The sequence below is a fragment of the Rhizobium sp. P1_B8 genome (assembly GCF_056406515.1).
The window spans coordinates 266,384-291,043 of sequence record NZ_JBFTZZ010000002.1 but is presented as its reverse complement, the minus strand read 5'-3'; the positions used below and the strand labels follow the sequence as shown (position 1 = coordinate 291,043).

The window sequence follows — 24,660 nt, the reverse complement described above, 5'->3', positions numbered from 1 at the left end:
TGGCCCTGAAAAACTAAAAGTTGACAAATTTGGGTTGAATGACTATATCTCGGTAGTCGATATTGCTTGTTTGACTTTTGTTATCGCACGCTGGCAACGTGCCCTGGACGAACTTCCCTCTTCAAAATCGAGACCATCATCCGTCGTGCTTCCGCACGTGCGGTCGTTCAATTGCTATGAAAGGGTTTGTTATGACCACTGGCACAGTTAAATGGTTCAATTCCACCAAGGGCTTCGGCTTCATTCAGCCTGATGACGGCGGCGCTGACGCCTTCGTCCACATCTCTGCCGTCGAACGCGCTGGAATGCGTGAAATCGTCGAAGGCCAGAAGATCGGCTACGAGCTTGAGCGCGATAACAAGTCGGGCAAAATGTCCGCTTGCAATCTCCAAGCTGCCTGAACTGACGTCAGCTTTCCTTTGACCGCGGATGTACCGGCACTGTCGAAAGCATGATACTATTGAGGTCAGGCACGTTGCCTGGCCTTTTTTGCTGAGTCGGCCAGCGGGCTGCTGTGCAATTCCTTAAACGCGGAATCGATTTCAGGAATTATGCAGTAATTCAAAGGGTTACAGCGTCCTTTGCGCGCCTGAAAAACGCGCGGCGCTGTAATAAAATCCGGGATGAAGATGACAGAGACACACAGCAAATCACGCAAGCAGGCGGAGATTGCCTTCGGAAACGTGCAATCGCAGTTCTTGGAGCGAAGCCGCGCGGTCGAAGAGATCGACTCGACAGTGCGAGCCCGCGAGGAAAAAACCTTGCGGTTACGCGAGGCCCGTGAGGCCAAGGAATTGCAGGATCGCTTGGCAGCGACGACTGCCCCTGCCGCGAAGCGGAAAAAGAAAATCTGACCCTGCTGCATAATTCCTTAAATCGGCTTCGATTTCAGGATAAAACATGCGGCAGTTCAAAATATTGCAGCGTCCTTTGCGCGTCTGGAGACGCGCGGCGCCCTAGAACAGGATGATTTTAGGCCGGATCGGCCTAAACTCTGAATCCTGTTCTAAATTAAAGAGTTGGAGCATGATGTCGTCCGAAAACCGCGCACACTTTTCGGCATCATGCTCTAGGGTCGAAGTCAAACAGTCAGGAAACAGATTTGAAAAACGCCAGAAACAACGAGCTTTCCGATCGCCGCAGCGCAGCTGCCGAAGCCAAGGCCGCTCTCCTCAACGCGTATCGCAACGCCAAGGATACGGCCGAACCCACAAGGCTGGCAAAGCAGGCGGAGCGTCAAGCCATTGCCGCGGCCAGGGAAGAACGGCGTGCTGCGCGAGAACGGCTGAAGCTAGAGGAATTGGAGCGGGCTAAAGCCGCGGAAGTCGAGCGTCAGGCTGCAGCCGAAGCCGCAGCACGCGCCGATGCCGACGCACGCGAAGCGGCTGACAAAGACCGGATCGCCCGCGTGATTGCGGATGAAGCCGCCCGAAAGGCCGAACGCGACCTGCGTTACGCCAATCGCAAAGCCAGAAAGTCCTGACCGTCAGCGCTGCCTGTTGTCGCAACAGGCAGCGCGCTGTCGTTCACGCGGCCTGCACGGCTGCATTCAGCGGGATTTCGACGTCGATCTCAAGGGTCGAGACGTACTCGTTGCGATCGATCGTCACCTGCACCTTGTCGTGGTCGAGCTGCACGTGCTTTGCGATCACCGCAAGGATTTCCTCGCGCAGCAGGGAGACCAGGTCCGACCCCGCCGAGGAACGTTCATGGGCGAGAAGGACCTGCAGCCGTTCGCGGGCGGCCGGTGCGGTTCTCTGCTTGTTGAAAAGACGGAAAATATTCATGCCGCCCTCCGTCCGAAGATCTTGCCGAAAATATTCCTCTTTTCCTCTGGGATCGCGATCGGCACCGTCTCGCCGGCGAGCCGGCGAGCGGCATCGAAATAGGCCATAGCAGCCACGCTGCGACTGTCTGCCAGCGTGACCGGCGCACCGATGTTGGATGCCCGCAGAACATCCATGCTTTCGGGTATGATGCCAAGCAGCGGGATGGACAGGATCTCCAGGACGTCGTCGACCTTGAGCATGTCGCCGCGTTCGGCGCGATTGGCGTCGTAGCGGGTGAGCAGCAGGTGTTTTTCCATCCGCTCGCCGCGTTCGGCCTTGGCGGTCTTGGCATCCAGCAGGCCGATGATGCGATCCGAATCGCGCACCGACGAGACCTCGGGATTGGTGACGACCACGGCAACATCGGCGTGGCGCATGGCAAGCGTTGCACCGCGCTCGATCCCGGCGGGGCTGTCGCAGATGATCCAGTCGAAATAGCGCTTCAGGTCGTTGATGACGCGCTCGACTCCTTCGGCCGTCAGATTGTCCTTGTCGCGCGTCTGCGAGGCCGGCAGCAGGAACAGCGTCTCCAGCCGCTTGTCGCGGATCAGCGCCTGGGTAAGCTTGGCGTCGCCCTGGATGACATTGATCAGGTCGTAGACGACCCTGCGTTCGGCGCCCATCACGAGGTCGAGATTGCGTAAGCCCACGTCGAAATCGACGACGACGACTTTTTCATTGCGTTGCGCCAGCGCCGCTCCCAATGCGGCGGTCGAGGTCGTCTTGCCAACCCCGCCCTTGCCTGACGTGACGACGATCACTTTCCCCATCATTGTCTCTCCTTTGCCGTGGCCCCAGTAATTCAAAGTGTTAAAGCGTCCTCTTGCGGCTCTCGAAGAGACGCGCGACGCTGCCGTCAGATCAGTTTCTCTGCCATGATCGCGTCGTCCTCGAGCCAGAGCTGAACAGCCTGTCCGCGAAGATTAGGGGCCATGTCTTCCGCCATTTTGTAGATGCCGTCGATTGCAACCAGCTCGGCCTCGAGCTTGCGGCAAAAGATCCGCGCCGATGCGTTTCCGATGGACCCTGCCATGGCTCGGCCACGCAAGGTGCCATAGATATGGACGGACCCGCCGGCGGTGACCTCGGCACCCGAGGCGACCGAACCGATGACGGTGACGTCGCCTTCCGGAAAGATCACCGATTGTCCCGAGCGCACAGGCTCCCGGATGACGATCGATTGCATGGCCGGGCGGGTCTCTGCCACTGCCGGTTTGCCGGGAGGATCGATGGGCTCCTTTGCCTGAACCTCGATATCGGAAACCGACCGACCGCCTTTGAGCGCCGGCGGCATGCCGGATCCGAGGATCGAAGGCCGCGCGCCCTCGATGCCCATGATGCTGACATTGCGCTTGGCAAGTTCGGCAATGAGGTCCTTCAGCTGCGGCCGGTCGATTTGCAGGTCCGTCAGGTCGAGCACGACAGGCCGTCCGAGGAAGAAGCCGGCCGAACGTGCGGCCAGATCGTCCAGGCGGGTCAACCAATCATCGATCGGAAGATCCGGGGACAGCATGACCGCGAGGAAAGAGCGGCCCTTGATGCGGATAGAGCGAGCGTCTGTTAGCACTTTGGTCATCTATGTGAAGAAATCGTTGACCATGTCTACCGCTGCTATGGTTAACAAAAAGTTAACGCGGCCTTAACATTACCGACAATCACAGCAGATTCTTCACACACTGGATTACCGCAAGTCATTGGAAAAGCGTTGCAATCGCTGGAAGCGCCGAACGGTTAATAATGCGGCTTCGAAGGTGAGCCGCAAATCTGCCGCTGCTTGGGTAACGCTCAGCCTTCCGCCTTGCGTTGTGCGTTGGAAATGGCGCGTGCGGCCTCTTCCGAGGAGTTGGCAAGCGTGCGCATCTCGGCGGCAAGCACGGCAAAGCCCGATCCGGCCGTGCCGGCGCGAGCAGCCTCGATGCCGGCATTGACGGCGAGCAGCTTCAGGTAACGCAGTGATTGCAGGATCTCATTGGTCTTCGAGGCGGTGACGCGCATATCGGCGGTCTGGTCATCGATTCGCTGATAGAGTGATTCGATATTGATGATGCTGCCTTCGAGATAGAGAAGCTCGCCCTTCTCGTCCCAGATGCCGCCGCCCGTCTCGGTGACCCAGATGAGATGGCCCCTGGCGTGACGGATGCGGTATTCCATCGTCCAGTCTGTGCGCCTCTCCAGTGCCCGTCCGACGATCTCGTCCATCAGAGGCACATCTTCCTCGTACATGATCGAGGTGAAGGTCCGTGTGCTGTTGCCGATGATCTCGTCGGCCGGATAACCGAAGATGCGCTCGATGCCGTTGGTCATCTCAAGCATCGTGTAGTTTTCATCGGCGCGGCAGCGATAGAGAAAACCACTCATGCGCCCGAGAATGCTCGTTTGAAAATCCATGAAGGCCACATCCGAAGAGAAGAGTTGCAGATGGATTTATGTCGTCTCATTTAAAAAGGCGCACGTCACAATGCCGGAAGAGAGCACGAACACCCTCCTCCGGCAATGCAGTCCGCCTCATCAGTTGCGCAGATATTCCTCCATGGAATCGTCGAGCGCCTCGACCCAGGGCGTGTGGTGCGTCGGCGACATGTTGCCGGTCATCAGCGACCGGTAGGCATGGTCGCGGAAGCCCATGATGTTGTGGGCCTTGTGATGTTCCCACTCCATGAAGGTCTGGTTGGTGCCCTCGATGTCGAAGTTGGGATAGTCGGTTTCGGCAAGCAGTTCCTTCACGTAATCGCCCTGGTACCAGATCATCTGCTCGGCATCCTCGAGCGTTTCCTCGCGGGCGCGCCACATGTCGAAATTGGCTTTCAGCTCCTCTTCGGATGGCAGGGTGATGCGACCCATCATCACGTCGCGCGCCCACCAGGCCTGCACGTCGAACATGTTGAAGGTGTAGAACTGGTCCTGCATGCCGATATAGAAAAGCTGCGGGTTCTTGTCGAAGATCACCCCCTTGTAGAGGCTGTCGGCCCAGAGGCGGTTGGCGGTCTTCAGCCGGAGGTCGTCGGGCAGGAAAGGGAAGTGGTGCTGGTATCCGGTGCAGAGGATCACCGCATCGACCTCCTTGGTCGAGCCGTCGAGGAAATGCGCCGTGCGGTTTTCGAGCTTGGTCAACAGCGGCCGCTCCTCGAAATTCTCCGGCCATTTGAAGCCCATCGGCTTCGAGCGATAGCTGGTCGTCACCGATTTTGCGCCGTATTTCCAGCATTGCGAGCCGATGTCTTCGGCCGAATAGCTGCGGCCGACGATGAGGATATCCTTGCCCTTGAACTCCAGCGCGTCGCGGAAATCATGGGCATGCAGCACGCGGCCGTTGAAGGTCTTCACGCCCTCGAAATAGGGCACGTTCGGCGTCGAGAAATGACCTGATGCCACGACGACATAGTCGAATTCCTCGTCATACATCCGGTCCTCGATGCGGTTATGCGCCGTCACCGTGAATTTCTTCGTGTCATCATCGAAACGGACCATGCGCACCGGCGTGCTGAAGCGCACCCAGTGGCGGACGTTCGCCTTTTCGACGCGGCCCTTGATGTAATCCCAGAGCACGGCGCGCGGCGGATAGGAAGCGATCGGCTTGCCGAAATGCTCCTCGAAGGAATAATCGGCGAATTCGAGGCATTCCTTCGGGCCGTTCGACCAGAGGTAACGGTACATGCTGCCATGGACCGGCTCGCCATATTCGTCGAGCCCGGTGCGCCAGGTATAATTCCACAGCCCGCCCCAATCCGACTGCTTTTCGAAGCAGACGATCTCCGGGATCTCGGCGCCTTTCTGGGCGGCCGATTGAAAGGCGCGCAGCTGCGCCAGCCCGGAAGGACCGGCACCGATGACGGCTACTCTTGTCATGAAGCATTCCCCTCTTGATTAGGTCGTTTTATCTGGTGCATCGCCGCCTCAGTCCGGATAGATGCCGGGGCTGGTCGGCGCCCCGTCGTCATATTTGGAAAGCCAGTCGATCGTCGTCTCGCGGAAGCGGGTGAGGCCCTTGTAGTCGATGAGCTCGGGCGGCAGCGTCTTCAGCACGCGCGGGAAGCGGCGCGCCCATTTCGGCACGGTGACGAGCTCTTCCATGTTCATCAAATAGCAGCGGATGACGAAGAGGATGGCGTTCGAGCGCGGCAGGCGCCAGAGGCTCTGCAATTCGACGCGCAGATGCACCTTCTCGCCGACATTCTCCGGCGTCACCGTCGTGCGGTCGGGCCCCCATTTGTGATAATTCTCCGGGCTGGTGTCGAGCCGCGGATTGATCGTCATCGTCCAGTTGAAACGTCGTGTGGGCTTGCCCTGCTGCAGGTTCAGCAGGAATTTCAGCGCCCGGTCGAAGACGCCGATCTGGTGGGCGAGCGGCACCGGCCCGTGCCATTCCATGAAGTTCATGCCGATATCGAAATCGAGCGACCAGTCGGCCTGCGTCGTCACCATGCCGGCGTCCATCCAGAGATTGCTGTCGCGCTGGTCGACGATGCAGAAATCGCCCTGGGCCTGGCGGGTGATATATTCGAAGGGCTCGTAGGGCAGCGTCGAGGCATCGCCAAAGGTGAAGCTGTCGTCGATGCCGAGCGGGCGGTTGATCCAGCGCCACTGGTCGCCGTTGCGGATCAGCGTGAAGTGTTCGGGGTACCCTGCCGCCTGCTCTTCCATCAGCAATTCGAGCGTGTCCCATTGGGCACTCATCATGTGCGGCAGCGCCTGGTAGCGCAGCGGATCTTCCTTCAGGACGAGGGCCCGGTCGTGCATCTCGGCGACATAATGCTCGTCGACGTCGATCAGGCTTTCGTAGACGGTTCCCGCCCGGCCGTGCTCATGCGGCTCCATGTTGACCGAATACATGTATTCGTCGCGGTCGAAGGGAAACGGGAAACGCCGGATGTTCTCGGGGCTGTTCCGATAGCTGAAATCGTTCCGGAAGGTTTCCTGCTTGAAGACGATTGCCATGTCCGGTCTCCTTGTTCCGCTTCCGATGCCGCTAGAGATCAAGATGCAGCGTGTTTCCCTCGAAGCGGGAAACACAGATCATCACCTTGCGACCGGATGCTTTTTCTTCGCTCGTCAAATAGACGTCATGGTGCAGCAGCTTGCCGTCGCAAGTGACGACCCCGGTCTCGCATTGACCGCAGGCGCCGCCGCGACAGAGGAAGGGCGCGTCGACGCCCGCCGCCTCGATCGCCTCCAGCATGCTTTCGTGATGGCCGACCTTCACGGTCTTGCCGGATCGCAGGAGCTCGATCGCGAAGGGCTTGCCGGGCAGTGATGACAGGAACCGTTCCGAATGCAGGTTCTGCTCCGGCCAGCCGGCGTTGAGGCCGGTTTTCAGCACGCCGTCGATCATGCCGGACGGGCCGCAGACATAAAGATGCGTGCCGAGCGGCTGGGTGCCCAGCAGGCGTGTGAGGGGGATGGCGTCGCCTTCGGCGTCGCAATAGATCTTGATCCGATGTCCGCCATAACGCTCGACGAGTTGCTGCCAATAGGCGCCGCGGTCGCGCGTGCGGATGGCATAATGCAGCTCGAAATTGGCGCCCTCGCGGGAAAACTGCTCCATCATCGCGATGAAGGGGGTAATGCCGATGCCGCCGGCGATCAGAAGGTGCTTGCGCCCGCGCCAGTCGGGCTGGAACAGGTTGACGGGATAGCTGACCTTCAGCTCGTCGCCTTCGCTGAGCTTCTCATGCATGAAGGTCGAGCCGCCGCGCGAATCCTCGACGTGCAGCACGCTGATCTCATAGGCTGCGCAATCATGCGGCGGCGACATCAGCGAATAGGCGTTGCGGCGCATATGGCCGCCATCGTTCATCAAGACGATGACGTGGGCGCCGCCGGAGAAATAAGGCATCGGCTTGCCGTCAAGGCGCTCGAAACGGAAGCGCTTGACGCGCTCGGCGATCGGCGTGATCCGCGTCACGCGGACAGGAATTTCAGTGCCACCGCTCAAAGGAACAACTCCTCCGGATCAGGCGCGCTGCCCGGTTCTTCCGCATCGATATTGACGCCCTGGAAGGCGGCGAGCCGGCGCGAATAATGGTCGCGTACCAGAAGCGGCAGCCCGCAATGGCTGCAGGCAAAGGGGCTGGTGGTGACGTCGTCGGTGATGCCCTTGCAATGGACGCATTGCACGCGCCTGGCCAGCGAGCCGCGATGCTCGGTGATGACGGAGGCGTGGTCCATGCCGTAATCGAGCGCCACCAGCATCGCCTGGCCGATGAAGCCTTCCGTGCCCGATAGATAAAGCCGCGTGCCCATATGGGCGGTCGCGAGCGAACCCTTCAATCGGAAGAGCAGCGTTGCGATGGTCGGCGCCGTGAAGAACATGTCGGCGCCGAGGCGGCGCAGCGCCTCGTCGAGGCCGGACCCTTGAGAGCCGCGGGCGACATAGAGGATTTCACTGCGGGCAAGCGCCGTTTCGTCAAGCGCCGGCTGCTGATCGAGGAGAGCCTTGGCGCCCTCCCCTTCGAGCGCGAAAATGTGCCGCCGGGCGCGCGGCTGGATGGTCAGGCCCGTGTAGACTGGTCGGCTCTTGATGCCTGCAACGAGCATTCGCGTGCTCCTTAACCTACGGCGGTCCTCTTCTTCTTCTCCGGATCGTCGAAAGGAAGCGTGTGGGCGGTGGCGCCTGCCATCACGGTCTTGCCGCGGACTTCGAGTTTCGTCCCATGCACCGCCTTGTCAACGTCCAGACGGGCAATCGCCATGGATTTCTTCGTCAGCGACGAATAGCTCGGGCAGGTAATGACGCCGACCTTTTTGCCGTCGGCAAAGACTTCGTCGCCGAGATCGGCCGGTCCATCGGCATCGATCAGCATGCCAAAGATCTTGAAGCGCTCCTTGCCCTTCAGGCGAGCATGTTCCTCGGCGCCACGGAAGCCCGTCTTGCCGGGGCTGACGGTAAAGTCGAGGCCGAGTTCCCAGAGGCTGTCCCCGGGCGGCTGATCGGCGAAGGGATACATCTGCGAATTGTCATAGGGGTAGAAGAGCAGGTAGCTTTCGACGCGCAGCATGTCGAGCACGGAGAAGCAGCAGGGGATGATGCCCATCTCCTTGCCTTCCTCGACGATCCGGTCCCAGACCATGACGGCGTCCTGGCCGCGCACGAAGATTTCGTAGCCGCGTTCGCCGGTATAGCCGGTGCGCGAGATCATCACCGGTGCGCCGAACAGCGTCGTCTGCATGTGGTGGAAATATTTGAGGTCGCGGATGCCAGGCACATATTTGGCGAGATAGTCGACCGCGAGCGGGCCCTGCAGCGACAGGTCGTGCAGGTCGTCGTCGAAGAGGACGGCGCAATTGCGGCCCGCCGCCTGCTTGACGACCTCCTCGTGACCGGAGCCTGAGCCATGCACCAACATCCAGGCATTCGGGCCGGTGCGATAGACGATGCAGTCGTCGGTGAAGTGGCCGCGGTCGTTCAGCATGGTCGCGTAGACCGACCGGCCGGGGTAGATCTTCGTCAGGTCGCGGGTGGTGATGGAGTCAAGCACGGCGATGGCGTGCGGGCCGACCAGGTGCACCTTCTTCAGGCCCGAGACATCCATGATGCCGGCCTTGGTTCGGACGGCGACATGCTCTTCCGACATGTCCTTGTCGTAGGTCCAGGCGGTGCCCATGCCGCTCCAGTCCTCGAGCTTCGATCCCAGAGCGCGATGCCGATCCGCCAAGACGGAGAAACGCCATGATAAAGCCATTGTCCGTTCCCTTTTGTTTCCTCTACGGAATATTTATTTCCTGAGTATATAAGTCTTTCGCGCCGTGGCAAGCCCGCCCGGCATGCATTTCCCAAAACTTTCGGCGGCACTTGCTGCAACCCTCACCAAATGAATGACGGATGCGGCTACGCTTTTGCCGTCCCCCAACCCGTCTTTAACCCATGCGTTCGGAGGCGTAGCTGCCGGGGCTTGCCGGAAAGACCACGGTGCGGTTGCCGTTGATGAAGGTGCGGTGATGGATGTGAGCGTGGATGGCGCGGGCCAGCACCTGGCTTTCGACGTCGCGGCCGATCGAGACGTAGTCGTCGGGCGACTGCGCATGGGTGATCCGTGCCGTGTCCTGCTCGATGATCGGGCCTTCGTCGAGATCGGCGGTGACGTAATGCGCCGTCGCCCCGATCAGCTTCACGCCGCGGCCGTAGGCCTGCTTATAAGGATTGGCGCCCTTGAAGCTCGGCAGGAAGGAATGGTGGATGTTGATGATCCGTCCGGACATCTTCTGGCACATCTCGTCCGACAGGATCTGCATGTAGCGTGCCAGCACGATCAGCTCCGTGCCGGTCTGCTCGGCCACCTCCATGATATGGGCCTCGGCCTGCACCTTGTTGGCCTTGGTGACGGGAATATGGTGGAAGGGGATGTCATGGTTGACCACGACCTTCTGGTAGTCGAAATGGTTGGAGACGACGCCGACGATATCGATCGGCAGTGCGCCGATCTTCCAGCGGTAAAGCAGGTCGTTGAGGCAATGGCCGAAGCGCGACACCATCAAGAGCACCTTCATGCGCTTCTCGCTGTCGTGAAAATCGTAATCCATTTCGAAAGGAGCGGCGACGGCAGCAAAGCCGGCCTCGATATCCGCACCCGAAAGCCCCTCTTCCGAAATGAAGCTCACCCGCATAAAGAACTTTCCGGTATCGAGATCGTCGAACTGCGAGCTGTCGATGATGTTGCAGCCCTTGTCGGCCAGATAGCTCGAAATCGCCGCGACGATGCCACGTGTCGATTTGCAGGATACGGTGAGTACGAAGTTCTTCATGCTGTCACTTTCTTCGCCATATCAAGTGCAGAAGGTCCGATCGCGCCGAAGCCTGTCCGCCCCGGCGCGTCAGCGTGTAAATAGAGCGCCGCGCGTCTTGTCAGACGCGCCAAGGACGCTCTATCACTTTGAATCGGCGCATAATCCTTTCCGAAAATCGATTCCGGTTTTCGGGAGGTATGCGCCAGAGGCATCCAACCACTCAGATGTCGAGCGTGCTGTCGCGTTCCCACTGGGTGAAATGCGAGCAATAGGCATTCCATTCCTGATGCTTGAGCTTGAGATAGGCGGCGGAAAACTCGGCCCCGATCGCCTCCTTCAAGCCTTCGTCGGCATCATAGGCACGCAGCGCGTCGAGCAGGTTGAGCGGCAGGCGCGGCGCGTCCTTCACCAGATGCCCCTCGGCATACATGTCGATATCGTAGTGCCGGCCGGGATCGGCCTGGCTGCGGATGCCGTCGAGGCCGGCGGCGATGATGATCGCCTGCAGCAGGTACGGGTTGACCGCACCGTCCGGCAGGCGCAATTCGAAACGTCCCGGTCCCGGCACGCGCACCATGTGGGTGCGGTTATTGCCCGTCCAGGTCACGGTGTTCGGCGACCAGGTCGCGCCCGATGTCGTGCGCGGCGCGTTGATGCGCTTGTAGGAATTGACCGTCGGATTGGTGATCGCGGCAAGCGCGGAGGCGTGTTTCATGATGCCGCCGAGAAAGGTTTTCCCCTGAGCGGAAAGCCCAAAGGCCATTTCCTTGTCCGCGAAGGCGTTTACCTTGCCATCGATGTCCCAGACCGAGATGTGGGCATGGCAGCCGTTTCCGGTCAGGCCTTTGAAGGGCTTCGGCATGAAGGTGGCGCGAAGGCCGTGTTTTTCGGCGACCGACTTGACCATGAACTTGAAGAAAGAGTGCTTGTCTGCCGTCTGAAGAGCGTCGTCATATTCCCAGTTCATCTCGAACTGGCCATTCGCGTCCTCGTGGTCGTTCTGATAGGGCTTCCAGCCGAGCTCGAGCATGTAGTCGCAAATCTCGGCGATGACATCATAGCGACGCATCACGGCCTGCTGGTCGTAGCAAGGCTTCTCGGCTGTATCGAACTGGTCTGAAATCACCGAGCCGTCAGAAGAGATGAGAAAGAACTCGGGCTCCACGCCGGTTTTCACCCGGAGCCCTTCTTTCGCAGCTTCAGCGACCAGTCTTTTCAGCAGCACACGCGGTGCCTGTTCGACAGGCTTATCGTCCATGACGCAGTCGGCGGCAACCCATGCGACATCTTTCTTCCAGGGTAGTTGGATGACCGAGGAGGCATCGGGAACCGCGAACAGGTCGGGATGGGCAGGCGTCAAATCGAGCCAGGTCGCGAAGCCCGCGAAGCCGGCGCCATCTTTCTGCATATCGGCGATGGCTTCTGCGGGGACCAGCTTGGCGCGTTGGCCGCCGAACAGGTCGGTATAGCTGATCATGAAATATTTGATGCCTTTGTCTCTGGCAAAAGCAGCAAGGTCCAGTGTCATTCTCGTTCCCCTTTGGATTTCTTGGAGACACTTTGGTTATGGATGCGAGACGGCCGGGACGTTTGCCCGGCCGGTAGAAATCAGTAGCCTCCCTTGCCGGGATACCAGTTTGTGCCGGCGAGCGGGATCTGGGCCATGGCGGCCGCCTCCATCGTCAGGGCGCAAAGATCTTCCGGTTCCAGGTTGTGCAGGTGGTTCTTGCCGCAGGCGCGCGCAATGGTCTGGGCTTCCAGCGTCATAACCTTCAGATAGTTGGCGAGACGGCGGCCGGCGGCGATTGGATCAAGCCGCTTCATCAGTTCCGGATCCTGCGTCGTGATGCCGGCCGGGTCTTTGCCCTCGTGCCAGTCGTCATAGGCGCCGGCCGTCGTGCCGAGCTTTTGGTATTCTTCTTCCCAGTGCGGATCGTTGTCGCCGATCGCAACGAGCGCCGCCGTGCCGATAGCAACGGCATCGGCACCCAGCGCCAGTGCCTTCGCCACGTCGGCGCCCGAACGGATGCCGCCCGAGATGATCAATTGCACCTTGCGATGCATGCCGAGATCCTGCAGCGCCTGGACCGCGGGGCGGATGCAGGCGAGCGTCGGCATGCCGACATTCTCGATGAACACATCCTGGGTCGCCGCGGTTCCGCCCTGCATGCCATCGAGCACCACCACGTCGGCCCCGGCCTTCACGGCCAGCGCTGTGTCGTAATAGGGACGCGCGCCGCCGACCTTCACATAGATCGGCTTTTCCCAGTCGGTGATCTCGCGCAGTTCCAGGATCTTGATTTCGAGGTCGTCCGGGCCAGTCCAATCCGGATGGCGGCAGGCCGAGCGCTGGTCGATGCCCTTCGGCAGATTACGCATGTTGGCGACGCGATCGGAGATCTTCTGGCCGAGCAGCATGCCGCCGCCGCCGGGCTTTGCGCCTTGACCGACAACCACTTCGATCGCATCGGCGCGACGCAGGTCCTTGGGATTCATGCCGTATCGCGACGGCAGATACTGGTAGACCAACGTCTGTGAATGGCCGCGCTCTTCATCGGTCATCCCGCCGTCGCCTGTCGTGGTGGAGGTTCCGGCAATCGTCGCGCCGCGTCCGAGCGCTTCCTTGGCATTGCCGGACAGGGCGCCGAAGCTCATGCCGGCAATGGTGATCGGCGTCTTCAGGTGAATGGGCTTTTTGGCAAAGCGCGCGCCGAGGACGACCGACGTGTCGCACTTCTCACGGTAGCCTTCGAGCGGATAGCGCGAGATCGATGCGCCGAGAAACAGCAGGTCATCGAAATGCGGAACCTTCCGTTTGGTGCCGGCGCCACGGATGTCGTAAATGCCGGTCGCCGCAGCTCGGCGGATTTCCGCCAGCGTGTAATCGTCGAAGGTCGCGGACTTGCGCGGCGGGGTATAGGGGTTGTGATAGCTCATGATGGTCCCTCGCCTTAATATGCGTCAGCGTTGTCGATATTGAAATTGTAAAGCTTGCGGGCGGAGCCGTAACGCTTGAATTCCTCGGGCCTCACTTCGGTCACGCCCGCCTTTTCGAGAAGTTCGGCCAGCTTCGTCAGATGCTCCGGACGCAGCTCCTTTTCGATGCAATCGGCACCCAGGCTCTTGACCGAACCGCGCACGAAGAGCTTCGCCTCGTAGAGCGAATCCCCAAGCGCATCGCCGGCATCGCCGAGCACCACGAGGTGGCCGGACTGGCCCATGAAGGCGGACATGTGGCCGATATTGCCATGAACGACGATGTCGATGCCCTTCATCGAGATGCCGCAGCGTGACGCCGCATTGCCCTTGATGACAAGGAGGCCGCCGCGGCCGGTTGCGCCGGCATACTGGCTGGCATCGCCTTCGATGACGACTGTTCCAGACATCATGTTTTCCGCAACACCCGGACCTGCCGAACCGTGAACGGTGACGGTCCCGCCGTCGTTCATGCCGGCGCAATAATAGCCGACGGACCCCTTCACGTCGACCGTGACCGGCGCATCGATGCCGACGGCAACCGAATGGCTGCCACGCGGATTGACGACTTCGAAGGAAAGATCGTTCGATCCGTTCTGGATGTTGTGCAGGGCGCTGTTGAGTTCGCGTAACGGCGTAGTGGCAAGATCAATGACAGGCATGTTTCAATAACCCTTGGAGAATACGCATGAGGCGCCGGTCAAGCGACCTTCTGGTGATCCCAGAAATAGACGGTTGCAGGCTCCGGCTCCCAGACCCGGGCATTCTCGATGCCGGGCAGATTGACGAGCGCCCGGTATTCCGAACCGAATGCGACATACTGGTCCGTTTCGGCCATGACAGCGGGCTTGCAGGCAATTGCGTCGCGCACGACGCCGAAGCCGGACTTCGTACCGACGACGAAGGTGAAGAAGCCGTCGAGATCATCCACCGCGCCTTCCAGCGCCTGGCCGAGATTCTTGCCCTTGGCCATCTCTGCCGTCAGATAGGCGGCGGCGACCTCGGTGTCGTTTTCCGTTTCGAAGGTCATGCCTTCGCGCTTCAGCTCGCGGCGCAGATTGTTGTGGTTCGAGAGCGAGCCATTATGCACCAGGCATTGGTCGGAGCCGGTGGAAAAAGGATGGGCGCCGAGCGTCGTGACGGCCGATTCCGTCGCCATGCGGGTATGGCCGATGCCGTGGGTGCCGGCCATTGAATTGACCGCGAAGCGGGAGACGACATCCTTCGGCAGGCCGGTTTCCTTATAGATCTCGATGGCGTCGCCGCTGCTCATGATGCGAACGTTCGGACGCAGTTCCGCAACGGCTGCCTTGCCCGCGTCGAGCAGATCCTTCGCAAGCGTGATGACGGCATGCGTGCTTTTCACCTGGATGGCGACCGGTGCGCTAACCGCCTGGCCGAGTTCGGCCTCGAGGCCGGCGAAATCCTTCTTCGGATTGGCCGACTGGATGGTGATCTTGGCATTGTTGCCGCTGGCGTCGCCATAGATCGCGATACCGGCGCTGTCCGGCCCCCGATCCGTCATCGTCACCAGCATGGACGACAGGAGCGCGCCGAGCTCCGGTTCGAGACTTTTATCCTTGAGGAAGAGACCCACAATTCCGCACATGACCAGACCTCCGTTCGTGTTGAGAAAGGACTAGCAGGTCTGTTTTGGGATTTCAACTCGGAAGAAAGATTTTTTCTTTTAAGGCAAGTCAGCCTTTCGAGCTCCGCTGAGGATAGGTGATGATCGAAAGGTACTTGCTAGGCAGTTTCACCAGCTGCTCCGGCCCATGCGGTGCATCGGCATCGAAGAACAGGCTGTCGCCCGGCTCCATCTGGAAAAGCTGGTCGCCATGGCGGTAAACGACCACGCCTTCCAGCATGTAGAGAAATTCCATGCCCTCGTGCTGAAAGGTCGGGAAGGTGTCGGAATCGGCCGTCAGTGTGATGAGATAGGGCTCGACAATGACGCCGCTGGTATTGTTGTCGATATGGCCGAGCAGATTATATTGATGGCCGGCGCGCGTGCCGCGCCGTTCGAGCTCGATGCCCTGCCCCGCCTTGACGAAGACGGCATTGCGCGGTTCCTCATAGCGGCGAAAAAAGGCAGTCAGCGGTACGCCGAGCGCCCGCGACAGTGATTGCAGCGTCGTCAACGACGGCGAGATGTTGCCGTTCTCGATCTTCGACAGCATGCCGAGTGAAATGCCGGTGGCGGCCGCCAGATCGGTGACCGTGATGCCGAGTTTCTTGCGGTAGGCGCGCACCTCATGGCCGATCGCCATTTCGAGGTTGTTTTCCTTCGGCTCGCGAACGGCGTGCGGGTCCTGGGAAAAGGGAGCGCGTCCGCTAGGCGCCTGTTCCGGTTGCTCTGCCGCTTTACGGTTGGATTTCATGGGTTTTCCACTGCCGCCTTTTCTTTTGTCCAAGACAACCCTATCGTCATAGTGAAAATTTCTCAACCGTGAAGAAAACCTATTCCCGCCGCGCCTCGCGCGGAGCGATGCCGTAGAGGGCCCGGAACATCCGGGAAAAATGGCTCAGACTGGAAAAACCGGTAGCCACCGCGATTTCCGAGACGGAAAGCGGGCTCTGTTTCAGCAGACGATGGGCATGCTGCAGCCTGATCCTGCGGTATTGATCGAGGAAGGTGGTATTGAGCTGGGCCGCAAAGAGCCGGTCGAGATGGCGGGTGGTGACGCCGGCGATGCGCGCCATGGCGGCACGCTCGAGCGGCATCTCGATCGTCTCCTCCATCCGCTCGAGAACGCTGAGCAGACCGGGATGATAAACGCCATAACGCTCCGCCAGCGAGGCGCGCTGGGGTGCGGCGGGTTCGTTGACCTCTGTATGAAGATACCAGTCGCTGACGCGGCGGGCGAAATCCGGCCCCATGCGCTCGGCGATCAGCACATGCATCATGTCGAGCGGTGCGATGCCGCCGCCGCAGGTAATCCGGTTGCCGTCGATCATGAAGCGCGCCTGGCGCGGCGTGAGGTCCGGGAAGGCTTCAAGAAGGGCTGCGGCATGCTCCCAGTGGATGGTGAAATCGCGGCCGCCAAGCAGACCGGCAGCGGCCATCAGATAGGGGCCGCCCGAGATGCCGCCGATCCTCACACCTTCGCGCGACAGCTGCCGCAAGCAGGCAAGTACGCCGGGATACCGCCAGTCGCGGGGCAACCCGCCGGCGCAGACGAAGGCCGTTCCGAGCCCCCCGCCCCTGACGGGCAGAGGTTCGGCGGGGACGCTGACGCCCGAGGAGGAAAGCGCCGGCGCGCCATCGGGCGAGAAGATCTGCAGCCGATAGATCTCACGTCCGGCCAAGAGATTTGCCGCCCGCAGCGGCTCGGTCGCCGAGGCATAGGACATCAGCGCGAATCCCGGGATAAGGATGAAGCCGATCGTCTGGGCATTTCTGCTATCAAGTGAGGACATGTCTCTTTCTTAGCGATTGATGTCCCTATTGTGCAAGTCAGCGCTCCTCTTTCTGGCATCATGGACGTGTTTTTTCCGGGGTGACCCATGCGCTATTCCGCTCTTTCGATTTTCCTGAACGGCCTTCGCGGCAACAAAAGCTGGGCGCCTGCCTGGCGCGACCCGGCGCCAAAGCCGCATTACGACGTCATCATCGTCGGTGGCGGCGGCCATGGTCTTGCCACCGCCTATTATCTTGCCAAGGAATTCGGCGTCACCAATGTCGCCGTCCTCGAAAAGGGCTATCTCGGCTCCGGCAATATCGGCAGGAACACGACGATCATCCGTTCGAACTATCTGCTGCCGGGCAATAATCCCTTCTACGAGCTGTCGATGAAGCTTTGGGAAGGACTGGAGCAGGACTTCAACTTCAACGCCATGGTCTCGCAGCGCGGCGTGCTCAACCTCTTCCATTCCGACGCCCAGCGCGACGCCTATACGCGCCGCGGCAACGCCATGCGGCTGCACGGCGTCGACGCCGAGCTTCTCGACAGGCAGGCGGTGCGCCAGAAATTGCCCTTCCTCGATTTCGACAATGCCCGTTTCCCCATTATGGGCGGCCTGTTCCACCCGCGCGGCGGCACGGTGCGCCACGATGCGGTCGCCTGGGGTTATGCGCGCGGCGCCGATCAACGCGGCGTCGATATCATCACCCAGTGCGAGGTGACCGGCATCCGCAGCGAAAACGGCCAGGTGACCGGCGTCGAGACCAGCAAGGGCTTCATCGGCTGCGGCAAGCTGGCGCTTGCGGCAGCCGGCAACTCCACCGTCGTCGCCGACATGGCCGGCCTGCGGCTGCCGATTGAAAGCCATGTGCTGCAGGCCTTCGTTTCCGAAGGGCTGAAGCCGTTCATCGACACAGTCGTCACCTTCGGCGCCGGGCATTTTTACGTGTCCCAGTCGGACAAGGGCGGCCTCGTCTTCGGCGGCGATATCGACGGCTACAATTCCTATGCCCAGCGCGGCAATCTCGCTTCGGTCGAACATGTCGCCGAAGCCGGGCTTGCAATGATCCCTTCCTTGTCGCGCGTGCGGTATCTGCGCTCCTGGGGTGGCGTCATGGATATGAGCATGGACGGCTCGCCGATCATCGACCGCACCCATATCGACAATCTCTATCTCAACACCGGCTGGTGTTATGGCGGCTTCAAGGCCACGCCCGCCTCCGGCTTCTGCTACGCCCACCTGATTGCCCGCAATGCGCCGCATCAGACCGCCCGCGCCTTCCGGCTCGACCGCTTCGCGCGCGGCTACCCGATCGACGAAAAGGGCGTCGGCGCCCAGCCCAATCTGCACTGAGGACTTTCGACGATGGCAAGCCTGATTTCCTGTCCCCATTGCGGCGCCCGACCCAAGGAGGAATTTTCGATCCGCGGCGATGCCGGCCTTATCAGGCCGGCGCCGGATGCCGGTGCGGAGGCCTGGTTCGATTATGTCTATCTGCGTGACAATCCGAGGGGGCGGCACAGCGAATACTGGCACCACTCTTCCGGATGCCGCCGCTGGCTGATCGTCGAACGCGATACCGTCACCCATGCGGTCAACGGCGTCAGGGATGCAGCCCTTTCCAAGCTCGGCGGAGAACCGGCATGACGAGCTTCCGTCTTTCCTCTGGCGGCCGGATCGAGCGCGCCACAAAACTCGGCTTCACCTTCGACGGCAGGCCGCTCGAAGGCCATCCGGGCGACACACTCGCCTCGGCGCTGCTTGCCAACGGTGTCCAGCTCGTCGGCCGCAGCTTCAAATATCACCGCCCGCGCGGTATCCTGACGGCGGGGGCCGCCGAACCGAACGCGCTGGTGACGACAGGCAGCGGCGGGCGCACCGAACCGAATACGCGCGCGACGATGATCGAGCTTTACGGGGGGCTGACGGCAAAGAGCCAGAACCGCTGGCCCTCGCTCGGCTTCGATGTCGGCGCCGTCAACGGGCTGCTCTCGCCCTTCCTCAGCGCCGGTTTCTACTACAAGACCTTCATGTGGCCGGCGGCGCTTTGGGAAAAGCTCTACGAGCCGGTGATCCGCAAGGCGGCAGGCCTCGGCAGGGCCTCCTACGAGGCCGATCCCGACACCTATGAGAAATCCTGGGCGCATTGCGATCTGCTGGTGATCGGCGCTGGCCCTGCTGGTCTAGCCGCAGCGCTGACCGCCGGCCGCGCCGGGGCGCGCGTCATCCTCGCCGATGAGGGAGCCGAACTCGGAGGCAGCCTGCTTTCCGACCGCGGCACTGTTGACGGCAAGCCGGCCGACGCGCTTCTCGGAGAGCTGCTTGCCGAGCTGGCGAGCCTGGAGAACGTACGCCGCCTGCCGCGCATGACGGTATTCGGCTGGTACGACGACAATGTCTTCGGCGCGGTCGAACGGGTGCAGAAGCATGTGGCGATACCCGATCCTGATCGTCCGGTCGAAAGATTGTGGCGCATCGTCGCCCGCCAGGCGATCCTTGCGACCGGCGCCGAAGAGCGGCCGCTCGTCTTCGGCGGCAACGATATTCCCGGTGTGATGATGGCAGGCGCCATGCGCAGCTATCTCAACCGGCAGGCGGTCGCGCCCGGCAGAAGCACTGTCATCTTCACCACCAACGATGCCGGGTATCGCACCGCTGCCGATCTTGAAGCCTCCGGTCTTGAGGTCGCGGCGATCATCGACAGCCGAGGGGATGCGGCCGAGAGCTGGCAGGGTCGCGCCGAAGTGCTGAAGGGCGCCAGGGTTATCGATGCGTTTGGCGGCAAGCGCCTGCGCGGCGTCAGTGTCGAGGCAGCAGGCGGGATCCGTCGGATCGAAGCGGATGCGCTTGCCATGTCGGGCGGCTGGAGCCCGATCATTCATCTTGCCTGCCATCGCGGTGCAAAACCGCAATGGTCGAACGAGGCCTCGGCGTTTCTGGCGCCTGTCCAGCAGGAAGGTCTGACCGTTGCCGGCGCGGCCGCCGGCATGGTGCAAACCGCGACCTGCCTCGGGGATGGCGCCGCAAAGGCAGCTGCCGCGTTGAAGGCGATCGGTTTCGCAGCGGCGGAGCCGGCCTTCGCTCCGGCGTCCGAGACGGCTGCACAGGCAAAGCCGCTCTGGTCGATCAAGGGCTCGAAGGGCAAGGCTTTCGTCGATTATCAGAACGACGTGCATCTCAAGGATTTGGGTCTCGCCGTCCGCGAAGGCTACGGCCATGTCGAGCTCGCCAAGCGTTACACCACAAGCGGCATGGCGACCGATCAGGGCAAGCTTTCCAACATCAACGCCATCGGCATTCTCGCCGAGGCGCGCGGCGTGTCTCCCGCCGAGGTGGGAACGACGACCTTCCGGCCCTTCTACACACCGGTTTCCTTCGGCGCCTTGACCGGGGCGTCGCGCGCCAAACAATTCCAGCCGGCGCGCAAGTCGCCGCTGCATGGCTGGGCTGAGAAGAACGGTGCGGTCTTCGTCGAAACCGGCCTGTGGTACCGTTCATCCTGGTTCCCGCGCCCCGGCGAGACGACATGGCGCGAAAGCGTCGACCGCGAGGTGTTGAACATCCGGAAGAATGCCGGCCTTTGCGACGTCTCGACCCTCGGCAAGATCGAAATCTTCGGTAGGGATGCCGCGACCTTCCTCGATCGCATCTATTGCAACGGCTTCGCCAAGCTCGCCGTCGGCAAGGCGCGCTACGGCATCATGCTGCGTGAGGACGGCTTCATCTACGATGACGGCACCACCAGCCGGTTCAGTGACGACCATTTCTTCATGACCACGACGACCGCACTTGCCGCTGGTGTGCTGACCCACCTCGAATTCTGTGCCCAGACGCTCTGGCCGGATCTCGACGTCTGCTTCGCCTCCTCGACGGATCAATGGGCGCAGATGGCCGTCGCCGGGCCGAAGTCGCGCGCCATTCTCCAGGAGATCGTCGACGGGGACATATCGGATGCGGCCTTTCCCTTCATGACTGCCCGCAAGGTCTCGCTCTTCGGCAGCGGGCTCGAGGGCCGGCTCTTCCGGATCTCCTTCTCCGGCGAACTCGCCTACGAGCTGGCCGTACCGGCCGGCTATGGCCAAGGCGTTGCCGATGCGATCATGGCGGCGGGCGAGAAACATGGCATCTGCGCCTATGGCGCCGAAGCGCTCGGCGTCATGCGCATCGAAAAGGGTCATGTCACCCATGCCGAGATCAACGGCACGGTAACGCCAGGCGATCTCGGCTTCGGCCGCATGGTTTCATCAACCAAGCCGGATTTCATCGGCAGGGCAATGCTGGCCCGCGAAGGGCTGCAGGACCCCGAGCGGCCGCGCCTTGTCGGTGTCAAGCCGATTAATCCGGCGACCGGCTTCCGCACCGGCTCGCATATTCTTGCCGACGGCGTTGCGGCGACGCTTGAAAACGACCAGGGCTACGTGACGTCAAGCGCCTTTTCACCGACGCTCGGCCATACGATCGGCCTGGCGCTCGTCAGGCGCGGGCCGGAGCGCATCGGTGAAAAGGTGACGGTCTGGAATGGCCTGCGCAACGAATTCACCGATGCGGTGCTCTGCCATCCCGTCTTCATCGATCCTGAAAACGAGAAGCTCCATGCGTGATCTTCCGCAACATAAACCGGTTCTGGCCGGAACGGTCTATAACGGCATCTCGGAGGCAGGCATCCGGCTGGCAGCCCTGCCGGACGGCCATCTCCTGCATGTGCTTGGCGCCATCGAGCCAGCCGCGCTCGCCGCGGAATTGGTGAAGGCGGGCTTTGCTCAGAGTTCGATCCGCGAGGCGGGCTTCCGCCAATGGTTCGTTGCCGGCGACGAACCGCTTGTCCCGGCCAGCCTCGATGCTCTCGCCGCGGCGCTTGTGGGAAAGGCCTACGTCATGGACCAGAGCCACGGACGCGTGCGTATCGGCGTTTCCGGCCGCTCTTCGCGGGCGCTTCTTTCAAGGGGGACCGCCGTTGATCTCGATCCTTCCGTCTTTCCGGAGGGCCATTCGGCCATGACGATGGTCGGTCATCTCTCGGTTCAGATCGTCCGCACCGGCGATGACAGCTTCGAGCTCACGGTGCTGCGCAGCTTTGCCGAAAGCCTGTGGGACGATCTCACCCATATGGCGGCGAGCGCTGAAAAGGATAGCGTCTGATAGAGCCGGGTTTCGATCGCTTTTAAGCTGTATGCGGCGCGGCGGCACCGACCCATTCGGGGCGCTCCGCGCCTTGAAGCTCTTCCATCGCATCGGCGGCAAAGCTTGGCACGACACCGGTCCACAGCAGTGCGCCATCGGGATTGGAATGTCCGTCGCCTTCGAGCTTGTAGATGCTTTCTACGATATACTGGCCGTCATTGTTCAAACCCTTGATCTCGGAAATCTCGATCACCCGGCGCCGGCCGGTGCGCTTGAAACGGGCGATCTGCACGACGACGTCGACCGCCGAGGCGATCTGGGCGCGCAGCGGCCGAAGCGGCATGTCGATGTCCGACATCAGCGCCAGCGTTTCCAGCCGGTGCAGGGAATCATAGGGCGTGTTCGCATGCACCGTCGAAAGGCTGCCGCTGTGGCCTGATGTCATCGCCTGGATCATATCGAGCGCCTCGCCGCCGCGGCACTCGCCGACGATGATCCGGTCGGGCCGCATGCGCAGCGACGAGCGGAACAGGTCTCGGATGGTGGCGCCGCCGCGACCGAAACGGTCGGGCTTGGTTACTTCGAGATAGACCACGTGTTCCTTGCGGATCTGCAGTTCGGACGTGTCCTCGATGACGATGACGCGCTCGTGGTCGGCAAAGGCTTCCGACAGCGCGTTCAGCATCGTCGTCTTGCCGGTGCCGGTGCCGCCGGAGATGATGACGTTTTTCTGTAGCCCGACGGCCGCCTGCAGCAATGACAGCGATTCCTCGGTGAGGCTGCCCTGGGTGACGAGGTCGCGGATGCTGCGATGTTCTTTCAGGAAACGGCGAATGGAGATGCAAAGCCCAGTACGGGCGGCCGGCGGTTGGATCATCTGTACGCGCGAACCATCCGGCAGACGGGCCTCGATGCTCGGCTCCTCGGGCGTCAGCCGCTTGCCTGAGAACTGCGCGATGCTGCGTGCGGCCGATTCCAGGTCCTCACGACTGGCGAAGCGCGTATCGGCGCGTTCGAGCTTGCCTCGCCTTTCGACGAAGATGTCAGATGTCCCGTTGATCAGGATTTCGGACACGCTCGGATCATCGAGGAGAAAACGGATCGGCCCGAGCAGCTTGTCCAGCGCCCGGGTCAGAACCTGGAAGGTTGCCTGTTCGGCAGCGTCGTCGGAAACGGCTTTCATCAGAGCGGCATCCCGACCAGGACCGTGCTCATCCCGAATAGTGTCGCCATCATTTGAACCGCGGTTGGAAAGAACATCATCAGTGGAATGAGGACCAATCCAAGTATTAAGATGCTGCTCATCGTTTCCATCGTTTTCTCTCCGGATCGACTGGCGGGCGATACCCACCATTTGACGAAAGCTTAATCCAGATCGCCAAACAACGCCATGGCCAGGCCCCGCGAAGGCAGTCATTATGGGCACAACACGCCGTTTCTTCTATCGCCTTGAAAGAATTGACCAATTATGGAGCAGTAGACGATGCCCTGCGCGGTTGACGAAAACTTAGCCCGCGCAGCTAAAATCGCAACTTGTTCAAGCGGTTAGTTAAAAAAATGTGACGTCAACTGCGATTGTGCCGGTGATGCCTCCAAGACAATTGGAACCCTTCGTTTCGTTTGCTTGACGGAGGGCTGGCCTTGGGCGCACTCTTGGGTCTTAATGGTGTTGCTCAACGAGCGTTGGCCGTCGGGGAAGATAAGCTAAAGCAGAAAATGTCATTGGAACGAGCAACGTGCTGGTTCGGATCGATAGCGTATGCTTGCTTAATCTTCGCCAAGGTCTTCGATCCGAAACAAACCTAGGAACGAGGAATACGCAGATGTTTGGAAAACTCAAGACTCTCGCAATTGCACTTCACAAGGACGAACGAGGCGACATGGCCCAGATCGTCCTGGCCGTTGCCCTGATCGTCATTCCGCTGATGCTGCTTCTGCTCGCATTCGGCAAACAGATCGGCGAATGGTTCAACGAAAAGAACACGGCGCTCTCGGATGCCGAGAGAATTCCTGAGCCGGGCCAATAAGCGGATCAGTGTCATGGATATGACCTACGATCTGACCCTCATGCCTGCAGCGGCGGCTCTTGCCGTCGCCTGCACCATGACCGCGGCGGTGCTCGACCATCGCCACGGTCATATCCCGAACGCCGTCACCTATCCCTGCTTGCTTGGCGGGTTGGCGCTGGCCGCGATCGGAAGCGGTCCGGCAGGGATCGGCCTGGCTTTTGCCGGTCTCCTTGCAGCCGGTCTGATCTTCTTCATCGCCTTCGCAGCCGGAAGCTGCGGCGGCGGCGACGTCAAGCTGATGGCGGCGCTGGGCGCCATTCTCGGTCTCTGGCCCGCCATCGACGTCACCCTTGCATCGCTCATGGTCGGCGGCGTGATCGCTGTTTTCTCCATGGCGCGGCGTGTTCAGTGGAGCGTGCTAGCCCGAACAGTCGGACTGTTCGCCCTGCTTCTGCCCGCCGGTTTTCGCGATGCCGCTTCGGTGCTGAAGCCGCGCGAAACCCATCATACCGTCCGCTTCGGCGTTGCCGCTGCTCTCGGACTTCTCTGGTGCCTTTTCATGCCTGATTTCACCCCTCTTTCACTCGTGAGGTAACGGC

At 61.1% G+C, this 24,660-nt stretch carries 26 protein-coding genes; 9 read left to right on the top strand and 17 right to left on the bottom strand.

What is annotated here, in order from left to right; genetic code table 11:
* The first annotated feature begins 191 nt into the window (after positions 1 to 191).
* The 3 genes from AC1D2N_RS05120 (at position 192) to AC1D2N_RS05110 (ending at position 1,483) form a co-directional block, all read left to right on the top strand.
* Positions 192 to 401, top strand: coding sequence for a cold-shock protein (locus AC1D2N_RS05120; protein WP_003548109.1), 210 nt, complete (start codon positions 192 to 194; stop codon positions 399 to 401).
* Positions 402 to 629: 228 nt separating this feature from the next.
* On the top strand, positions 630 to 854 hold the full coding sequence (locus tag AC1D2N_RS05115; RefSeq protein ID WP_026188733.1) for a hypothetical protein: 225 nt from the start codon (positions 630 to 632) through the stop codon (positions 852 to 854).
* Between the two features lie 248 nt (positions 855 to 1,102).
* A complete protein-coding gene (locus tag AC1D2N_RS05110) occupies positions 1,103 to 1,483 on the top strand; it encodes a DUF6481 family protein (protein WP_028732545.1) in 381 nt (126 codons plus the stop codon).
* Between the two features lie 43 nt (positions 1,484 to 1,526).
* Here the strand turns inward: AC1D2N_RS05110 and minE are convergent, their stop codons facing one another.
* The 16 genes from minE to AC1D2N_RS05030 form a co-directional block, all read right to left on the bottom strand.
* Positions 1,527 to 1,787, bottom strand: coding sequence for a cell division topological specificity factor MinE (minE, locus tag AC1D2N_RS05105; protein WP_003574994.1), 261 nt, complete (start codon positions 1,785 to 1,787; stop codon positions 1,527 to 1,529).
* A complete protein-coding gene (gene minD / locus AC1D2N_RS05100) occupies positions 1,784 to 2,599 on the bottom strand; it encodes a septum site-determining protein MinD (protein WP_028732544.1) in 816 nt (271 codons plus the stop codon). Before minD ends, minE begins: the two co-directional genes overlap by 4 nt.
* Positions 2,600 to 2,685: 86 nt before the next feature.
* On the bottom strand, positions 2,686 to 3,405 hold the full coding sequence (minC, locus tag AC1D2N_RS05095; RefSeq protein WP_130653865.1) for a septum site-determining protein MinC: 720 nt from the start codon (positions 3,403 to 3,405) through the stop codon (positions 2,686 to 2,688).
* A gap of 209 nt (positions 3,406 to 3,614) precedes the next feature.
* Complete coding sequence (locus AC1D2N_RS05090; protein WP_112908741.1) at positions 3,615 to 4,217, bottom strand: methyl-accepting chemotaxis protein; 603 nt, start codon at positions 4,215 to 4,217, stop codon at positions 3,615 to 3,617.
* A gap of 120 nt (positions 4,218 to 4,337) precedes the next feature.
* On the bottom strand, positions 4,338 to 5,675 hold the full coding sequence (locus tag AC1D2N_RS05085) for an NAD(P)-binding domain-containing protein (RefSeq protein WP_112908742.1): 1,338 nt from the start codon (positions 5,673 to 5,675) through the stop codon (positions 4,338 to 4,340).
* Positions 5,676 to 5,723: 48 nt separating this feature from the next.
* Positions 5,724 to 6,764 (bottom strand): heme-dependent oxidative N-demethylase family protein, encoded by a 1,041-nt coding sequence (locus AC1D2N_RS05080; protein WP_130653864.1) that lies wholly within the window; start codon positions 6,762 to 6,764, stop codon positions 5,724 to 5,726.
* A gap of 31 nt (positions 6,765 to 6,795) precedes the next feature.
* Positions 6,796 to 7,761, bottom strand: coding sequence for a PDR/VanB family oxidoreductase (locus tag AC1D2N_RS05075; protein ID WP_064654939.1), 966 nt, complete (start codon positions 7,759 to 7,761; stop codon positions 6,796 to 6,798).
* Positions 7,758 to 8,363, bottom strand: coding sequence for a dimethylamine monooxygenase subunit DmmA family protein (locus AC1D2N_RS05070; protein ID WP_047618069.1), 606 nt, complete (start codon positions 8,361 to 8,363; stop codon positions 7,758 to 7,760). The genes AC1D2N_RS05075 and AC1D2N_RS05070 overlap by 4 nt, the downstream gene beginning before the upstream one ends.
* Positions 8,364 to 8,374: 11 nt before the next feature.
* On the bottom strand, positions 8,375 to 9,508 hold the full coding sequence (locus AC1D2N_RS05065; protein ID WP_112908745.1) for an aminomethyl transferase family protein: 1,134 nt from the start codon (positions 9,506 to 9,508) through the stop codon (positions 8,375 to 8,377).
* A 175-nt stretch (positions 9,509 to 9,683) separates the two neighbouring features.
* Positions 9,684 to 10,568: a formyltetrahydrofolate deformylase gene (gene purU / locus AC1D2N_RS05060; protein ID WP_112908746.1), complete on the bottom strand. Its 885-nt coding sequence runs from the start codon at positions 10,566 to 10,568 to the stop codon at positions 9,684 to 9,686.
* Between the two features lie 202 nt (positions 10,569 to 10,770).
* A complete protein-coding gene (gene glnT, locus AC1D2N_RS05055) occupies positions 10,771 to 12,078 on the bottom strand; it encodes a type III glutamate--ammonia ligase (RefSeq protein ID WP_018246142.1) in 1,308 nt (435 codons plus the stop codon).
* Positions 12,079 to 12,158: 80 nt separating this feature from the next.
* Positions 12,159 to 13,487 carry an FMN-binding glutamate synthase family protein gene (locus tag AC1D2N_RS05050; RefSeq protein ID WP_003548137.1) on the bottom strand — a complete coding sequence of 443 codons (1,329 nt, stop codon included), beginning with the start codon at positions 13,485 to 13,487 and terminating at the stop codon, positions 12,159 to 12,161.
* 14 nt (positions 13,488 to 13,501) lie between these two features.
* Positions 13,502 to 14,188: a GltB/FmdC/FwdC-like GXGXG domain-containing protein gene (locus AC1D2N_RS05045; RefSeq protein WP_003548139.1), complete on the bottom strand. Its 687-nt coding sequence runs from the start codon at positions 14,186 to 14,188 to the stop codon at positions 13,502 to 13,504.
* Positions 14,189 to 14,226: 38 nt separating this feature from the next.
* The gene (locus AC1D2N_RS05040; protein WP_112908747.1) at positions 14,227 to 15,135 is read right to left on the bottom strand and encodes a class II glutamine amidotransferase; all 909 of its coding nucleotides are present in this window, start codon (positions 15,133 to 15,135) and stop codon (positions 14,227 to 14,229) included.
* 88 nt (positions 15,136 to 15,223) lie between these two features.
* Entirely contained in the window at positions 15,224 to 15,907 is a 684-nt protein-coding gene (locus AC1D2N_RS05035; RefSeq protein WP_018246144.1) for a helix-turn-helix domain-containing protein, read from the bottom strand.
* A 79-nt stretch (positions 15,908 to 15,986) separates the two neighbouring features.
* Positions 15,987 to 16,946, bottom strand: a complete 960-nt coding sequence (locus AC1D2N_RS05030) for a GlxA family transcriptional regulator (RefSeq protein ID WP_028732535.1) — start codon at positions 16,944 to 16,946, stop codon at positions 15,987 to 15,989.
* Between the two features lie 87 nt (positions 16,947 to 17,033).
* On the opposite strand from AC1D2N_RS05030, the gene AC1D2N_RS05025 reads away from it, so the two are divergent.
* From AC1D2N_RS05025 to AC1D2N_RS05010, 4 genes are read left to right on the top strand one after another with little or no spacing between them, the layout of a single operon-like run.
* On the top strand, positions 17,034 to 18,284 hold the full coding sequence (locus AC1D2N_RS05025; protein ID WP_047618074.1) for a sarcosine oxidase subunit beta family protein: 1,251 nt from the start codon (positions 17,034 to 17,036) through the stop codon (positions 18,282 to 18,284).
* A gap of 12 nt (positions 18,285 to 18,296) precedes the next feature.
* The gene (locus AC1D2N_RS05020) at positions 18,297 to 18,578 is read left to right on the top strand and encodes a sarcosine oxidase subunit delta (RefSeq protein WP_130653863.1); all 282 of its coding nucleotides are present in this window, start codon (positions 18,297 to 18,299) and stop codon (positions 18,576 to 18,578) included.
* Entirely contained in the window at positions 18,575 to 21,532 is a 2,958-nt protein-coding gene (locus tag AC1D2N_RS05015; protein WP_130653862.1) for a sarcosine oxidase subunit alpha family protein, read from the top strand. The genes AC1D2N_RS05020 and AC1D2N_RS05015 overlap by 4 nt, the downstream gene beginning before the upstream one ends.
* On the top strand, positions 21,525 to 22,070 hold the full coding sequence (locus AC1D2N_RS05010; RefSeq protein WP_130653861.1) for a sarcosine oxidase subunit gamma: 546 nt from the start codon (positions 21,525 to 21,527) through the stop codon (positions 22,068 to 22,070). The genes AC1D2N_RS05015 and AC1D2N_RS05010 overlap by 8 nt, the downstream gene beginning before the upstream one ends.
* A 22-nt stretch (positions 22,071 to 22,092) precedes the next feature.
* Here the strand turns inward: AC1D2N_RS05010 and AC1D2N_RS05005 are convergent, their stop codons facing one another.
* Positions 22,093 to 23,469 (bottom strand): TadA family conjugal transfer-associated ATPase, encoded by a 1,377-nt coding sequence (locus AC1D2N_RS05005; RefSeq protein ID WP_112908753.1) that lies wholly within the window; start codon positions 23,467 to 23,469, stop codon positions 22,093 to 22,095.
* Positions 23,470 to 23,875: 406 nt separating this feature from the next.
* Here AC1D2N_RS05005 and AC1D2N_RS05000 point away from each other — a divergent pair, with 406 nt between their 5' ends.
* Together AC1D2N_RS05000 and AC1D2N_RS04995 are read left to right on the top strand one after the other, a co-directional pair.
* Entirely contained in the window at positions 23,876 to 24,079 is a 204-nt protein-coding gene (locus AC1D2N_RS05000; protein ID WP_018246152.1) for a hypothetical protein, read from the top strand.
* Between the two features lie 13 nt (positions 24,080 to 24,092).
* The gene (locus AC1D2N_RS04995) at positions 24,093 to 24,656 is read left to right on the top strand and encodes an A24 family peptidase (RefSeq protein WP_018246153.1); all 564 of its coding nucleotides are present in this window, start codon (positions 24,093 to 24,095) and stop codon (positions 24,654 to 24,656) included.
* Positions 24,657 to 24,660 lie beyond the last annotated feature (4 nt).

What these genes read in the sequence shown, in the direction of transcription:
- AC1D2N_RS05120 (WP_003548109.1), top strand. Translation starts at nt 192, where the DNA reads ATGACCACTGGCACAGTTAAATGGTTCAATTCCACCAAGGGCTTCGGC.
- AC1D2N_RS05115 (WP_026188733.1), top strand. Translation starts at nt 630, where the DNA reads ATGACAGAGACACACAGCAAATCACGCAAGCAGGCGGAGATTGCCTTC.
- minE (WP_003574994.1), bottom strand. Translation starts at nt 1,787, where the DNA reads ATGAATATTTTCCGTCTTTTCAACAAGCAGAGAACCGCACCGGCCGCC.
- minD (WP_028732544.1), bottom strand. Translation starts at nt 2,599, where the DNA reads ATGGGGAAAGTGATCGTCGTCACGTCAGGCAAGGGCGGGGTTGGCAAG.
- minC (WP_130653865.1), bottom strand. Translation starts at nt 3,405, where the DNA reads ATGACCAAAGTGCTAACAGACGCTCGCTCTATCCGCATCAAGGGCCGC.
- AC1D2N_RS05090 (WP_112908741.1), bottom strand. Translation starts at nt 4,217, where the DNA reads ATGGATTTTCAAACGAGCATTCTCGGGCGCATGAGTGGTTTTCTCTAT.
- AC1D2N_RS05085 (WP_112908742.1), bottom strand. Translation starts at nt 5,675, where the DNA reads ATGACAAGAGTAGCCGTCATCGGTGCCGGTCCTTCCGGGCTGGCGCAG.
- AC1D2N_RS05080 (WP_130653864.1), bottom strand. Translation starts at nt 6,764, where the DNA reads ATGGCAATCGTCTTCAAGCAGGAAACCTTCCGGAACGATTTCAGCTAT.
- AC1D2N_RS05070 (WP_047618069.1), bottom strand. Translation starts at nt 8,363, where the DNA reads ATGCTCGTTGCAGGCATCAAGAGCCGACCAGTCTACACGGGCCTGACC.
- AC1D2N_RS05065 (WP_112908745.1), bottom strand. Translation starts at nt 9,508, where the DNA reads ATGGCTTTATCATGGCGTTTCTCCGTCTTGGCGGATCGGCATCGCGCT.
- purU (WP_112908746.1), bottom strand. Translation starts at nt 10,568, where the DNA reads ATGAAGAACTTCGTACTCACCGTATCCTGCAAATCGACACGTGGCATC.
- glnT (WP_018246142.1), bottom strand. Translation starts at nt 12,078, where the DNA reads ATGACACTGGACCTTGCTGCTTTTGCCAGAGACAAAGGCATCAAATAT.
- AC1D2N_RS05050 (WP_003548137.1), bottom strand. Translation starts at nt 13,487, where the DNA reads ATGAGCTATCACAACCCCTATACCCCGCCGCGCAAGTCCGCGACCTTC.
- AC1D2N_RS05045 (WP_003548139.1), bottom strand. Translation starts at nt 14,188, where the DNA reads ATGCCTGTCATTGATCTTGCCACTACGCCGTTACGCGAACTCAACAGC.
- AC1D2N_RS05040 (WP_112908747.1), bottom strand. Translation starts at nt 15,135, where the DNA reads ATGTGCGGAATTGTGGGTCTCTTCCTCAAGGATAAAAGTCTCGAACCG.
- AC1D2N_RS05035 (WP_018246144.1), bottom strand. Translation starts at nt 15,907, where the DNA reads ATGAAATCCAACCGTAAAGCGGCAGAGCAACCGGAACAGGCGCCTAGC.
- AC1D2N_RS05030 (WP_028732535.1), bottom strand. Translation starts at nt 16,946, where the DNA reads ATGTCCTCACTTGATAGCAGAAATGCCCAGACGATCGGCTTCATCCTT.
- AC1D2N_RS05025 (WP_047618074.1), top strand. Translation starts at nt 17,034, where the DNA reads ATGCGCTATTCCGCTCTTTCGATTTTCCTGAACGGCCTTCGCGGCAAC.
- AC1D2N_RS05020 (WP_130653863.1), top strand. Translation starts at nt 18,297, where the DNA reads ATGGCAAGCCTGATTTCCTGTCCCCATTGCGGCGCCCGACCCAAGGAG.
- AC1D2N_RS05015 (WP_130653862.1), top strand. Translation starts at nt 18,575, where the DNA reads ATGACGAGCTTCCGTCTTTCCTCTGGCGGCCGGATCGAGCGCGCCACA.
- AC1D2N_RS05010 (WP_130653861.1), top strand. Translation starts at nt 21,525, where the DNA reads ATGCGTGATCTTCCGCAACATAAACCGGTTCTGGCCGGAACGGTCTAT.
- AC1D2N_RS05005 (WP_112908753.1), bottom strand. Translation starts at nt 23,469, where the DNA reads ATGACTGCCTTCGCGGGGCCTGGCCATGGCGTTGTTTGGCGATCTGGA.
- AC1D2N_RS05000 (WP_018246152.1), top strand. Translation starts at nt 23,876, where the DNA reads ATGTTTGGAAAACTCAAGACTCTCGCAATTGCACTTCACAAGGACGAA.
- AC1D2N_RS04995 (WP_018246153.1), top strand. Translation starts at nt 24,093, where the DNA reads ATGGATATGACCTACGATCTGACCCTCATGCCTGCAGCGGCGGCTCTT.